At 62.7% G+C, this 13550-nt stretch carries 11 protein-coding genes; 9 read left to right on the top strand and 2 right to left on the bottom strand.

The window, feature by feature from the left end:
• Positions 1–480 precede the first annotated feature (480 nt).
• The 7 genes from BN344_RS19480 (at position 481) to BN344_RS07635 (ending at position 8843) form a co-directional block, all read left to right on the top strand.
• A complete protein-coding gene (locus tag BN344_RS19480) occupies positions 481–1635 on the top strand; it encodes a glycosyltransferase (protein ID WP_197022251.1) in 1155 nt (384 codons plus the stop codon).
• Positions 1632–2609, top strand: a complete 978-nt coding sequence (gene galE, locus BN344_RS19475) for a UDP-glucose 4-epimerase GalE (RefSeq protein WP_081788419.1) — start codon at positions 1632–1634, stop codon at positions 2607–2609. The genes BN344_RS19480 and galE overlap by 4 nt, the downstream gene beginning before the upstream one ends.
• 54 nt (positions 2610–2663) lie before the next feature.
• Positions 2664–3986, top strand: a complete 1323-nt coding sequence (locus BN344_RS19470; protein ID WP_166518199.1) for an O-antigen ligase family protein — start codon at positions 2664–2666, stop codon at positions 3984–3986.
• A 50-nt stretch (positions 3987–4036) separates the two neighbouring features.
• Positions 4037–5227, top strand: coding sequence for an oligosaccharide flippase family protein (locus tag BN344_RS07650; protein ID WP_208091981.1), 1191 nt, complete (start codon positions 4037–4039; stop codon positions 5225–5227).
• 843 nt (positions 5228–6070) lie between these two features.
• A complete protein-coding gene (locus BN344_RS07645; protein WP_155858783.1) occupies positions 6071–6370 on the top strand; it encodes a hypothetical protein in 300 nt (99 codons plus the stop codon).
• 57 nt (positions 6371–6427) lie between these two features.
• Positions 6428–7381: a glycosyltransferase gene (locus tag BN344_RS07640; RefSeq protein WP_166518198.1), complete on the top strand. Its 954-nt coding sequence runs from the start codon at positions 6428–6430 to the stop codon at positions 7379–7381.
• Positions 7382–7487: 106 nt separating this feature from the next.
• Positions 7488–8843 (top strand): tyrosine-protein kinase domain-containing protein, encoded by a 1356-nt coding sequence (locus BN344_RS07635; RefSeq protein ID WP_051515728.1) that lies wholly within the window; start codon positions 7488–7490, stop codon positions 8841–8843.
• Between the two features lie 65 nt (positions 8844–8908).
• Here BN344_RS07635 and BN344_RS18955 read toward each other — a convergent pair whose 3' ends face one another.
• A complete protein-coding gene (locus BN344_RS18955) occupies positions 8909–9634 on the bottom strand; it encodes an FkbM family methyltransferase (protein WP_051515625.1) in 726 nt (241 codons plus the stop codon).
• Positions 9635–10156: 522 nt separating this feature from the next.
• Between BN344_RS18955 and BN344_RS07625 the strand changes: the two genes are divergently transcribed.
• Together BN344_RS07625 and BN344_RS07620 are read left to right on the top strand one after the other, a co-directional pair.
• Entirely contained in the window at positions 10157–11680 is a 1524-nt protein-coding gene (locus tag BN344_RS07625) for a sugar transferase (RefSeq protein WP_040337576.1), read from the top strand.
• Between the two features lie 15 nt (positions 11681–11695).
• A complete protein-coding gene (locus tag BN344_RS07620; RefSeq protein WP_197022250.1) occupies positions 11696–12301 on the top strand; it encodes an arsenate reductase/protein-tyrosine-phosphatase family protein in 606 nt (201 codons plus the stop codon).
• A 28-nt stretch (positions 12302–12329) separates the two neighbouring features.
• Here BN344_RS07620 and BN344_RS07615 read toward each other — a convergent pair whose 3' ends face one another.
• Entirely contained in the window at positions 12330–13490 is a 1161-nt protein-coding gene (locus BN344_RS07615; RefSeq protein WP_051515624.1) for an LCP family protein, read from the bottom strand.
• Positions 13491–13550 lie beyond the last annotated feature (60 nt).

Below are 13550 nucleotides of genomic sequence, written 5' to 3'. Positions count from 1 at the left end.
GTCCCGGCGCGCAACGACGCCCGCCAACAGGTGGAGTGGCCAGACCGGCGCATGCAGGACGGCCCCGATCGTCGTTCCGACAGTGCCTGACCCGCCGTCGAGCCAAGCATGCCGTCGCGTTCCTTCCAGAACTTGAGCCTCGGAGCTAGTTGACGGTTCCGGGATGCGCAGCCGACCCAGGCCCCTGCAGCATCTTCATCACCCTCCAGCGTGACCGCAGCGGAAGGCCAGCCGATGAGGGCTCAGATTAGTGAACACTTGACTCCGCCCGCCCCGATCCGATGCACCGCCCCGTCCACCCTGCATGGACAGTGCGCACGCAAAGTTCGGCATTTTGCGCGTTGAGCGGTGTGCTAGGGCCCGTCACCGGGGCCAGGCGGGCAAGCGGAGCCGATGATTTGATACAGGCAGGGGTGCGTGGCCCCGCGAACATCGTTGTCCATACCTTCAGGGGGACTGTGAATGAGTAGCTCGCCTCGAGTGGCGATCGCGCACGACTACGTCACCCAACGCGGTGGGGCCGAACGCGTGGTCTTGGCCATGCTTCAGGCGTTCCCGGGGGCCGAACTGCACACGCTCCTCTATGAGCCCTCCAGCTCGTACCCCGAATTCTCCGGTGTGAACATCAAGACATCATGGCTGGATCGCATCCCGTTCTTCCGTCGGCACCATAGGCTTGCACTTCCGCTCCTACCCTTCGCCGCCAGATCCATGAAGGTCGACGCCGACGTGGTTGTCGCGAGTTCGAGTGGATGGGCGCACGGCGTACGAACGACCGGGAAGATCCTGGTCTACTGCTATTCGCCAGCTCGCTGGCTGTACGAAAAGGAGCAGTATCTCGGCACTGATGCGAAGCGGTCGCAACGTGCCCTGCTGGGAATCGTCCGTAGGCCGCTGATCCTGTGGGACCGACACGTGGCACGGCGGGCGGCGGGATACCTCAGCATCTCCTCGGTCGTTCGAGAGAGGGTCCAGAGGGCCTACGGCATCGAGTCCGAAGTTCTGCCGGCGCCTCATTCGCTTGACGCAAGTGGATCTCGAGAACCTGTGGATCTCCCGCGTGAGCACATAGAGGACGGGTTCTACCTGTGTGTCAGCAGACTCCTGCCCTACAAGTACGTTGACGTTGTCGTGGACGCGTTCGATTCCGCCGAGCGGCGGTTGGTGGTGGTTGGCGTCGGACCTGAATTGACTCAACTTCGCCGACGGGCGTCTGATCGCGTCGCCTTTCGGTCAGACTTGACGGATGCGCAGATGCGTTGGCTGTACGACGAGGCCCGCGCCGTAGTCTCAGCCAGTCATGAAGATTTCGGACTCACGCCTCTTGAAGCGGGAAGCTTCGGAAAACCGGCAGTTGTGCCTCGGGCAGGCGGCTACCTGGATACGGTCCTGGAGGGAATCAATGGCGTCTTCTTCGAGCCCAGAACGCCTTCAGCGTTGCGTAGCGCCCTGCAGCAAGCTGAGGCCAAAGAATGGGTCGCCGAGGAGATAGTGGCGCACGCGCGCAAGTTCTCCACTCAGGCGTTCTCGAGTGCACTACAACGGGAAGTCCAGCGGATCGAAGCACGAGGATCCTCAGACGCGCCCGTGATGGCCAGTAGGGCCGCGAGTTTGCAAGGGAGGCGGCGTCCATGACATGGCTGGTGACAGGTGGCGCAGGCTATATCGGGGCGCACATCGTTCAGGCCATGCGCTCTGAAGGCAAGACTGTCGTGGTCCTCGACGACTTATCGACTGGACACGCCACCCGCATAGATGGTGTTCCGCTGGTTCATGGCAGCGTCCTAGACTATCAACTGGTGGAACACACCTTACGCAGACATGCGGTAACAGGAATAGTCCACCTAGCAGCCAAGAAGCAGGTGGATGAATCGGTACGGCTGCCCCTCTATTACTATAGGGAGAACGTTGAAGGCCTCAGACGGCTGCTTGAGGCCGCAATAGCTACGGACGTCGAGGCTATAGTCTTCTCATCCAGTGCAGCTGTCTATGGCGCACCGACGGAAAGCTGGGTGACCGAGGACACGCAGTGCAGCCCGATCAATCCGTACGGGCACACCAAACTGACCGGCGAATGGATGGTGGAGGCTGCGGCCGCGGCAGCAGGTCTGCGCTACGCAAACCTGCGGTACTTCAACGTGGCGGGCTGTAGCTCTCCCACTCTCGCAGATCTCGGCGGCGCCAACATCGTGCCAATGGTCTTGCGGCGACTTGACGCGCAGCAAGCGCCGATGATCTTCGGGGATTCATATCCAACCCAAGACGGAACCTGCGTCCGCGACTACGTCCATGTGGCGGACATTGCATCCGCTCACGCAGCGGCAGCAAATGCGCTGGCAGGAGGGGATATCAAGGCTCTCACGGCCAATATTGGTACGGGGGTCGGGTATTCGGTACGCGAGATCGTTGAGACGCTGCGAGTCATCACTGGGCACGAATCCGATGCGTGGGCGGAACCGATAGTCGCGCCGGCTCGAGCAGGGGACCCGCCGCGTGTCGTGGCGGCAACGGATCGAATCCGTGACGCGCTGGGCTGGCGGGCACGGCACGACGTTGGTCAGATGCTGACCTCGGCATGGGAGGGATGGGTAGCGAATCGGGGACGGTAGAATGAAAAGTTGTGCGCCCTGGGACCTATTCGAGGGGCCCGGATGGAGGCAGGTATGACGCACGGCACCCTCAGGCAGGGCGGATTACTTGGCGTAGCTACCGGCATCCTCTCAGTCATCGCTGCCGCCGTCGCCACTCGTAGTCCGTTCGTGGCCATCGGTGCCGTAGCGGCGCTGTTGATAGCAACACTACTGCTGCACAGCCTGCGCTTTGCCGTGCCGTTGATCCTACTGAGTCCTGCTCTTTCGAACTCGTACATCTCTGGTCTGCCGGATCTGACGCAAGGCGTTAAGGCGTTCGCGCTTGTGGCCGCCGGCCTAGCGATCATCCGCTATGGCCTTCGAGTCTCCATGATATGGCCGGTCATGGCGTATTGGGCCGTCCTGCTTCTCTCCTGGCTGTTCTCCGACATGCCGAGCGGCTATTCCCTCACGACGGGAGTTGTGGCTTGCGTCGGTTTTGCGGCCTATTGGTTGCCGTTGGCTGTGAAGTGGCCTGCCATATGGGGTTCAACCGTCCTGAAGACTGCCGTCTATCTGCCTTACGTCAGCTTGGCATACGGCCTCATTCTCTGGGTCTCACCACTGGCTCGTTCTCCCCTGGCGGTCGATGGGCTGACCGGCGAGCTTCGCCTCCAGGGCTCCACGATCCCCGCTCACTTCGCGTTCCTATGCCTGGTTTCGGTGATGGCGGCTTATGTCCTAATCCAGCGCGAAGGACTGAGATTCCTGCCGTGGGCGGCCGTAAGCTTCGTCCTCCTTCTAGCCACGTTGACTCGTGGATCAATCGTGGCCGGCTCAGTCATCGTCGTAGCGATCCTGGCGTCGATCTACAGCATGGCACCTAAACGCTCGACGCTGCGCTTCGACGTCTTGGCTGGAAGTGGCGTCGCGATAACCGCGGTAGTGCTTGCAATATTGACGGCCTTCGTTGCAAGAGAAGGGGCGACAGGCGAGTCCATCAGTTCCACGGGCCGAGCCGATGCATGGTCCTTCCTCCTGGACAGTAGGAGCGATGCATGGTTCGGGTCAGGCATCAACAGCATTCCCAGTCTCGTCTCAGGAACGCTGTTCGAAAGACATTTCGACGCTGCACACAATGAGTATCTGCGAGCGCTGGTCGAGTATGGTCTGGTTGGTTCCGCACTTGTCGGGGTTGCCTTGGCCTATATTGCCTTCGCGACAACTCGGAGAGCGCGTGCGTCGCAGGGAGTAAGGATCGGAGCGCTCTGGGTCTCGGCTGCCATCTTGGCTGCGGTCGACAATCCTCTATCAAATCCCGCATTCATGCTACCGTTCATCTTCATTGTCTACTTCGCTTGTAATCCGTCTTCGGGCCCGCAGATCAAATCGCGAGTGATACCAGGGCTTACATGACGACAGATACATCGGCCACCCGGGCAGGTACAATCGCACTTTCCTCAACGGTGGTCACATCGGCGATGACGCTGGGTCTAAACCTGGCCACCGGAGTCCTGACCGCCCGCATGTTGGGCCCCGAGGGCAGAGGCAGCCTGGGTGTCGCCCTGGCCTGGATCGGGGTTAGTAGTGTCCTCGCGGCACTCGGCAGCCGGGAGGGTTTCGTCGTAGTCGCTGCCCAGCGATCGAACAGGCTGCCCGCGGCTATCCGATCGGGTGTGGCCGTAAGCCTGGTGCTGGGTGTGCTTGGGGTGGTGCTCGCTCAGATTGCAGCCGCACTGTTGGTTGAGGAGCAGCACCTTCGGACCGCAATCATTCTCTTCGCTCCGCTCATCGTCCTCCTCATGCTGCAGGAGGTGGTGATCGGGCTCAGCGCTGTCGCCGGCAGGGTTTGGACTGTAATGATCGCGCGCCTTCTTACGCCCGGAGCGCAGGTTGTGGGTTTGGCTCTGCTCGGGTTGTCGGGTCAGGCGGTTGATCTGACTTCGGTGCTCTGGATCTACCTGGCGGCAGCGGTCCTGGCTACGGCGTTCTCCATGTTCACGATGCGGACCTTCATCGCATCGGGGCATCTCTCGCGCGAGATCGTTCGACCTGCGATCGCGTTCGGCCTAAGGGCTCAGGGGCTCGTCGTAGCGAAGGTTCTTAATGCACGATTGGATCTGCTGGTATTGCCACTCCTCGTCCCCCTTTACCAGGTAGGGCAGTACGCGGTGGCGACGAGCGTATCGACCATCGTCGTTGTGCTGTTCGGTCGCTTGAGTGACATCCTCCTTCCACGCCTGGTAATCGCGGGCCCGTCCCGCAGGCGTTTAACAATGAAGGTAGGTGTGGCGGTTGGTGCGAGCGCAAGCATAATCGCGCTCATCCTGGGACTAGCCGCGGACTTCGCGATACCGCTGCTCTATGGGGACGCGTTCTCAGACGCTGGTCTTTATGTGCAGATCCTATTGCCGGGCACAGTCTTGTGGGCCATCGGCACGGTGGCTGTCTATGGGCTGCAAGCGGAGGGCCGCCCTGGCTTGGCCAGTCTGGCCGAGCTCTGTGGCCTCGTCGTGACTGTTTTGGGCCTCGTCATGCTGGTCCCTTCTTACGGGGTGGTGGGCGCGTGCATCACCTCCGCGTGTGCATACGGTGTCGCCGCGGGAGTATCGGTCGCAGCGTTCGCATGGCCGAAGGTTGAGGTGCGGTCGATTTGAAGAACTGGACAGCCTTCGCGCTGGGGTTCCTAGGCGCCGCCATGGGCAGAAGGCGAACGAGTCCGACGTTCAGCGTCAAGTATGCAAGCTTCGAGCGCGAGGAGGGGCGGGGTGGATACTCCGGACGCGGAAGGCCCTAGCAATCCGTTGCACCGGTCGGGCGATCGGCATGGTAGGCGCCGAGGAGTGGCGCTCGCTTGGACCACAAGACCCGGGCGTTGCGTCGATCTCGCGCGTGAGCTGGGGCTGCGGGCGGTTGTGTACTCGAGGCCGGCTCGTTGGCCTAGGAGTCTCGTGCCGCTCTTCTATGTCCTGGCCGCGGCCAGGACAATCGTCATGCTCCTGCGGATTCGCCCTGGAGTCGTTGTGGTGCAGCATCCCCCGGTATTCCCCGCAGCGATCGTCCGCATTTACAGCGTTTGCAGTGGCGCCCCATTCATTGTTGATGCGCACCCCTCCGCATTTGGCGGTGATCGGAGCGCCCTGCACAAGTTCCTACTACCGTTGACTCGACTAATCGTGCGCGGGGCGTCTGCCACGTTCGTCACCGTCGATGATTTGGCACGGCAAGTCGACAGTTGGGGCGGTAAGGGAATAGTCCTGCATGAACCGCCGCCAGCTGGACTCCCGGTCCCGGCCCCCGAGAGCGTTCAGCCACTACGAGTGCTTGTCGCATGTACGTTCGCACCGGATGAGCCCATAGCTGAGGTCTTCCATGCAGCGACGAATCTTGCGGGTGTTCAGCTGTTCGTGACGGGGGACTCCAGTATGGCCGACGATGGAATGGTCCAGCACGTCCCGGATAGTATCCGTCTCACAGGGCTTCTCCCTTACGATGAGTACATGCAGTTGGTGGCCGACTGCCATGTGGTGCTTTCCTTGACTACAGACCGGAATGCGATTCTGCGGTCCGCATATGAGGCGGTCTATCAACAGCGAATCTTGGTCACAAGTGGCTGGCCTGCGTTGCGCACCACCTTCCCTCTTGCGGTTCACACTGCAAACAACGCGGATAGTATCGGCGCGTCACTCGAGCTCGTTCAGCGCAACTATCAGGAGTTCGCAGCCGAATGCGTGGAAGCGAGGAGGCTGGCGGTCATTCGCTACGAAGGCCAAATTGCGGAAATCCGGGCCCTAGTTTGACGAGACGCCAGTAGCCGGAAGTGCCCGTTTTGCTAACGCTAGCTCGAGGAGTCAATGATGGATCGCTCGATGGGGGAGAAGAGTATGCGAGCCGCGTTGGTTGCTACTCCGGGCGGTCACCTAGTCCAGCTCGACCTACTGGCACAGACGCTACCGGGAATAGAGGAGCGGGCGGTCCTCTGGATATCTCACGGCACAGACCAGGCGAAAGACATCTTGGCCGGACGAGACGTACATTTCGTTCCGTTCGTGAATGCCCGGGACGGGGTGGCGGTTCTCAAGACGGCTACCAACCTGCGCCGCATCTTCGCCCAAGAGGAGATCACTCAGGTCTACTCCACTGGCGCTGCTGTGGGACTCGCAGCCTGTCTGGCTTCCCGTAGCCTCGGTCTTCGGACCACGTATATCGAGTCCCTTGCTCGAACGAGCGGGCCGAGTGTCACGGGCAAGGTGCTCCGTCGAGTCCCCGGTGTCGCGACATGGACGCAGTATCCCCGGAACATCGGGAAGGGGTGGGAATACCACCTCTCCGCACTGGGCGCGTTCCAGCGGGTCACAGATCAAGACCTTCGACAAGAGTTGCGGGTCTTCGTGACAGTCGGCACGGTGCGAACGTGGAGCTTTGACCGGCTGATTGAGCGCGTACGAGCAATTCTCCCGGCAAGCGTCGAAGTCGTGTGGCAGGTGGGCTCATGGGCTGGACCCCTCGAGCAGCTTCCCGGCCGCGCATACCACTTCATGACGGATGCAGAAGTACAGCGTGAGATGGCGGAGGCTTCCGTGGTCATCACTCACTCGGGTGTCGGTAGTGGCATTAGAGCACTGCAAGCCGGGAAGTTGCCGATCATGGTTCCTCGGCGTCAAGCGTTCGGCGAGCATGTGGATGATCACCAGTTGGGAATCGCCATGGAGTTGGAGGAACGCGGCCTGGCCATCCGGCGGGAGGCCGACCAGTTGGTTTGGGCCGACGTGGAGGCTGCTGCGGCGACTCGGGTCGTAAGCGGAAGGTAGTGCAACCGTCCCTGAAATCGCCCCAGGGCGGCCTCAAGGGCGCGGTGGCTGCAAGACTATGGGTATTGGGGCTGGCCTGTCGGCTAGCGAGACCGTCGGGGGCTTCGTGGATCTGGATCGTGTTCTGAAGGCGCTGCGCGTCAGCTGGTGGTTGCCAACGCTTGGCCTGGTGGTGGGGGGCGCGGCCGCCTTGGCCGTGAGCCTCCTCGCCGTGCCCCAATACACCGCACAGACCCAACTCTTCTTCTCGACCACGGCGTCTGTTTCAACAGTGGAGGTTTTCCAGGGCAGCCAGTTCTCTCAGCAGCGGGTGGCCTCCTATGCTCGCTTGATTGAGAGCGAGGACTTGGCAGCCCGGGTCATCGAGAGGTTGGATCTGAACTCCTCGGCGACTAGCTTGGCCGAGCGCATCCAGGCAGTCGCCGACGACGAGACAGTGCTGATCGATGTCTCCGTAGTGGATGAATCGCCGGCGCGGGCGGCGTCTATTGCCGATGCCGTTGGAACCGAATTCAAGGGTATGGTCGCGGAGCTGGAACCGGCCAGTAGCGACGAGGAATCCTTGGTCCGCGTCTCTGTGATTGGAAGCCCAGAGGTCCCGAGTGAGCCGAGTTCGCCTGCTGTTGCTCGGAACGTCGCTCTGGGGTTGGTCCTAGGGGGTCTCATAGGTCTGGCGGTCGTGCTTGCTCGCGTCAGGTTCAACCGCTCGATAACGGATCCTGATGAGATTGCCGATCTGGCAAAGTCTCCGTTGATCGGAATGGTCAGTCGCAGTAGTGACCTCGAGCGGCGCCACATTATCCAACGGGATGCGGCAAACCGGTCGGCCGAGGACTTCCGACAATTACGATCCAACCTGCAATTCATCAACGTGGACGCACCGCCGAAAACCATCATGGTCACGAGTTCCCTGCCGGCAGAAGGAAAGACGACCCTAGTCTGCAACTTGGGCCTCGTTCTCGCGGATGCGGGTCATCGCGTGGTAATCGTGGAAGCCGACCTGCGGCGGCCAAAAGTCGCTTCGTATCTGGGAATGGTGGGAGGCGTCGGTCTCACCAATGTACTTGCGGGGGCAGCGCAATACAGTGATGTGGTCCAGCAGTATGGAGGTTCGAATCTCTCGGTGATCCTGGCAGGGCCCACGCCTCCGAATCCGGGTGAACTGCTCTCGTCCGCGACCATGCGGACGATGCTGGATGACCTAAAGGAGGCTAACGACTTCGTCTTGCTGGACGCTCCTCCACTGCTTCCCGTGGCTGACGCATCCGGTTTAGCAGCCCTAGTAGATGGCGTGGTGCTTTGCGTCAAATTCGGAAGCTCTAAGCGGGATCAGCTGCAGCAGGCCGTAATGAAGCTTGAGCGCGTGAACGCCCGCCTTCTCGGCGCAGTGTTGAATCTGGTCCCCCCGCGCGCTGACATCGCTCGCGCACAGGGCTATGGGTATGACTACCATTCGGGATGAGGGCTAGAAAACTTGGTAGTGGCGAGCGACTCGCACCGTTCGATCGCCCTGTGTTCCGATTTGATTCACGCTCGTGAGAAGCAAGCAATCGTCGAAGTGTGCAGATGCCACATCCCGCTATATGTGTTTGTGAGACGCAGGCCGTGGGACTGCATTATCTGCTCGACTCGCTGCAAGTTGACTGTGTCGACTTCAAGTGCCGCGCGGCGTGTCCTTGAAAGGGTATCCTTAGCGCCAGCCAAAACTTCCAACTCGTGGCCCTCGACGTCAACCTTCAAGAAGTCAACGGCGTCTTGCCCGGCCTCGTCCAAGACGGCGTCGAGCGGGCGAACGTCAACCACGACAGACTCCGTGCGGTCCGGACGTAGGTACAGGCTGCCCACCGACAGTCTCCCAGGTGGAAAGGAAAGCGTTGCGGTCGCAGCCTCGCTTCCGCAGGCCGCCTGCACCACGGTGACATTAGACTGGTCAATCAGGTTCCTGGATGCGTATTCGGCTGCCAGGGGGTTGGGCTCCACGGCGAGGACGCGACCAGTCGAGCCGACCAGATGTGCAGACCACATGGAGAACACGCCAATGTTCGCGCCTACGTCGACCACGGTCTCGCCGGCCTTGGGTCGCATAGTTGGATCCGGCGTGTAGACCTGGCGAGCGACAATCTCGTAGTACGTCGCCAGCCCGCCAGTGTCATCGGAAACGTTCAGCGGCCCGCTGAGTTCCGCGAGGTTGACTGATACGGCGGCGAAGTTGTGTAGCGCGGGGATTCGTCGCCCAAGCAGGTGAAGAGCCACCTTTGCTTTGTCTCTTGGGGTTGACGCGCTACCGACCAGTCGTAGTGCCACCTGCAGCGGTCCCCACTCATCCATGTCGGAGGAGGCTACACCCGCTGGTTGACCACCAGGTCTTTCGGATTTCGTCGTCGGCAGGCTTCCGGGAGAAACCTGGACTGCATCGGCGTTCGGTTCGCATAGAGCTCGCTGTGGCCGGAGTGCTTCGGGATAGCCGAATCGGGCGGGGGCCGCGCGGAACGCACTGCTGGTCGTAGGCGCCGCGGGTCGTTTCACTGATCGGTGCCGAGGCAATCAGGTGACTGCCCGGAATCGGATTGGTGCGCTGTGCGCAGCGAGTTCGGCTGGCGAGCCGCGGCGAGCATCCCCACAACGGGTGCCCCCGATCACATGCTGCTCTATCCCTGACGCGTCGGCCGCCTTGCCTGTAAGGTTCGGGTCTGCCGGCTGGACGGTGCGTTCCCGGCGCTCAGGGATTACAAGGGCGATTCCGCCCGGGTAGGCGCACGGGGGTGCCCAGTTCCGATGCTCGATGTCCGCAGCAACGAGAATGGCAGCAGCTCCAAGGAGCGCATGTCGACCTCTGTGGCGAGTGGGTGGGCTTGGCACGCTGCCCGCCTCGGGGGAGAGGGCACCGGTGCGCGGCGCGCTTGGCGAGGGTCCTACGTTCGCCGGCTCGTCGTCGGAGACTTGCTGTGCGCGATGGTCGCGGGGCTGGCCGCCTACCTCGTACGTTTCGGCCCCGAGAACGCTCAGACGGCGGGTGCGTCCACCTTGGCGGGTCTTGCGCTCCCTGGCGTGTGGTTGATCTCAATCACGATCGCTCGGGCGTATGAAGAGCGCTTCCTCTGGGTTGGTGCAGAGGAGTTTCGTCGCGTCTTCTTCGCGGCCATGATGCTCTTGGCGACCCTCGGGACCGTCTCCTGGGCATTCCAGCTCGACGTGGCACGCGGATTCGTCGTCCTGGCCGTTCCGATGGCGCTCCTGCTAACGCTGGCGCACAGGTACGTGCAACGTAAGTCGCTCCACCGAGCTCGCCGCCACGGGGAGCGTCTTCAGACCACCGTGCTCGTGGGTCACCGCAACGCCATCGCTGCCCTCGATGAGCAGTTGGCCCGCGAGACCTTTCACGGCTACCGGGTCATCGGCTGCTGCCTGCCGGAGTATCAGTACCGGCCGTCAGCTGACGCCTTCAACGGCTTGCCCATTCTCGGGGACCTATCCGATGTCGCGGCCGTCGTCAGGCAGTACGAAGTCGACACGGTCGCTGTTCTCCCCTGTCCCGAGCTGGACGGGGCTGCCCTGCGCCGGCTCGGCTGGGACCTCGAGAAGACGGATGCCGAGCTCCTGTTGGCGCCGGCCGTAACGGAAATCGTCGGTACCCGCGTTCGCATCCGTCCGGTGTGCGGGCTTCCTCTCATGCACATGGAGCGGCCTGAACTCACCGGTATTCGCCGGCTGGCCAAGGCCGCGGTCGACCGTGTCTCGGCCACCCTCGGTGTTCTCTTCCTCCTGCCGGTGCTCCTCGGCCTCGCGCTGGCGGTGAAGCTCACGAGTCCCGGGCCGGTGCTCTTCCGGCAGGAGCGGGTGGGCCGCGACGGTCAGACTTTCTCGATGCTGAAGTTCCGGAGCATGGTCACCGGTGCCGACCGGATGGTCGCGGCTCTGGAAGCCGAGAACGACGGCAACGGCGTCCTGTTCAAGAAGAGGGACGATCCCCGCGTTACCCGCGTCGGCAAGTTTATCCGCCGCTACTCGCTCGACGAACTGCCCCAGTTGTTCAACGTCATCCGGGGCGACATGTCCCTCGTCGGCCCTCGGCCGCCGCTGCCGACAGAGGTAGAGCGGTACGGCTTCGACATGCATCGTCGCTTCCTGGTGAAGCCCGGGCTTACGGGGCTGTGGCAGGTAAGCGGCCGCTCGGACCTCTCCTGGGACGACTCGGTGCGGATCGACGTTCGCTACGTCGAGAACTGGTCGCTCACCTTCGACTTCATGATCCTGTGGAAGACGCTCGGGGCAGTGCTGCGCGGCTCAGGGGCGTACTGACCGCACAATGTGCCGGTGAGCAGTTCCGGAGGCATGCCCCCGGGTTTCACGATTCTGATGGTGTGCACCGGGAACATCTGCCGGTCCGCGCTGGCGGAGCGGCTAGGGCGGGCGTATCTAGACGAGATCATGGGTGCGGCAGCGGCTGACATCGGGCTGGTGAGCGCCGGCACTCGCGCCGTGGTGGGTTCAGCGATGCACCCGGACAGTGCCCTGGTCCTCGCGGGGTTCGGCGCAGAGCCCGGAGACTTCCGAGCCCAGCAGCTCACAGAGCGACTTCCAGCGCGAGCAGACCTCATCCTGACCATGACGCGAAGCCATCGACGGGACGTCCTCGCCATGGCACCGCGAGGCCTCGCTCGCACCTTCACCCTGCGCGAGGCGGCGGCCCTGCTCGACGATGTGCCCAGGGCGGCCGACTTGGCTGGTGAGTCGGCTGCCGAGCGCGCGGAGAGCCTCGTTGCTGCTCTGGCGTCCGCTCGCTCGCGGCGCCAGGGTGGTGGCGACGAAGACGACATCCAAGACCCCATCCGGCAGCCGCTCGACGTTCACCAAGAGGTGGGCGAGGCGATTACCGAAGCGCTCCTCCCGCTCCTGCGACGTCTCGCCGACCTGCGCTGAATCGATGGCCGCTGCGGAGTCGGCTCTTTCAGCGAGGAACGTCCGGAAGGCTGTCCTCTGCGAACTGGGCCGAGTTCTGGGCCAGCGAATCGCTCTGCAGGTACCCCCACATGCGTTCGCAGGCGACTGCGTCGAGATAGACGACACTCGCCGGTCCTTCCATCCCAGTGCCGAGCACCGGCGCGGTGAAAAAGTCGACGCTCTCAGGCCTGACGCCGCGCATGGACAACGCGAGACCGATCAGGTCGGTGTTGGACAGGGTGTCGTCCACGCTGACCGCGCTGGTCACCGCCCGAAGGGCGCTGTCCAGCCGCCCCGGATCGGTGAACGTGTTCGAACTGAAGAGCTTGCTGAACATCGCCTGCAGGTACTGCTGCTGACGCCGCACCCGGTCGAAGTCACCACCCGGAAGGCCGTAGCGCTGGCCCAGATACCAGCGTGCCTTCTCGCCATCGAGGCGGTTCACGCCGGCGGTGAACGTATACCGGCCGTTCTTCGTGGTCTCGGCCACGACGACGTCCACACCGCCGAGGTCGTCAGTCACCTGGATGAGCCCGTCGAAGTCGATAGCCATGTAGTGGTCGATGCGCACCTGGGTGAGTTGCTCGACAGTCTGGATCAGCAAGGACGGACCACCGAAGGCATAGGCGGCGTTGATCTTGTTCATGCCGCGACCGGGAATTTCGACCCAGGAGTCGCGCGGAATGGAGATGAGCTGCGCGTTCTCTCGATCCCCGGCGAACCTCGCGATCATGATCGCGTCCGACCGTCCACCCGGGTCCTCGTCCTCCGCAGGGCCCACGCGGGTGTCCGAACCGACGAGAAGAAAGGTCACCGGGTCCTCGGACGTGGCTTCGGCCGGCGTGGGAGGGGCCGGTCGTGCCTCCTCGTCCAGGCTGTCAAAGACGTCGGCGACACGGTCGATGTTGCCGGCGTACCGATTGACGAGGTACCAAGCGCCGCCTCCGATGATCAGGCTGAGTACGAGTGCCAGGACCCCTAGTCCGATCAGCACCCGCCGAAGGGTCGAGCGACGACGGGCGGGTGAGGCGGACTCGTCTCCCGTCGACTCGGTTGTGTCTCCGTCCGCGGTAGCGCCTTCGTCTCCCTCGGAGGCAGACATGGGGTCGGGCCCAAGGTTGCGGTCCTCGGCGTCCTTGGCGGACGCGTCGTACTCGTCGGCGTTCATGCGACCCCCGTTAGCCGAACCACTATGCCGAGGGTACGGCGGCAATTGCTCTGTCAAAGC

It is taken from the genome of Candidatus Blastococcus massiliensis AP3 (assembly GCF_000582785.1).
GTDB lineage: Bacteria > Actinomycetota > Actinomycetes > Mycobacteriales > Geodermatophilaceae > Blastococcus > Blastococcus massiliensis.
Note: the sequence above shows the minus strand (reverse complement) of the source record. Positions and strands in the feature narration are given on the sequence as shown.

What these genes read in the sequence shown, in the direction of transcription:
- BN344_RS07625 (WP_040337576.1), top strand. Translation starts at nt 10,157, where the DNA reads ATGCTCGATGTCCGCAGCAACGAGAATGGCAGCAGCTCCAAGGAGCGC.
- BN344_RS19470 (WP_166518199.1), top strand. Translation starts at nt 2,664, where the DNA reads ATGACGCACGGCACCCTCAGGCAGGGCGGATTACTTGGCGTAGCTACC.
- BN344_RS07640 (WP_166518198.1), top strand. Translation starts at nt 6,428, where the DNA reads ATGGATCGCTCGATGGGGGAGAAGAGTATGCGAGCCGCGTTGGTTGCT.
- galE (WP_081788419.1), top strand. Translation starts at nt 1,632, where the DNA reads ATGACATGGCTGGTGACAGGTGGCGCAGGCTATATCGGGGCGCACATC.
- BN344_RS07615 (WP_051515624.1), bottom strand. Translation starts at nt 13,490, where the DNA reads ATGAACGCCGACGAGTACGACGCGTCCGCCAAGGACGCCGAGGACCGC.
- BN344_RS07645 (WP_155858783.1), top strand. Translation starts at nt 6,071, where the DNA reads ATGCAGTTGGTGGCCGACTGCCATGTGGTGCTTTCCTTGACTACAGAC.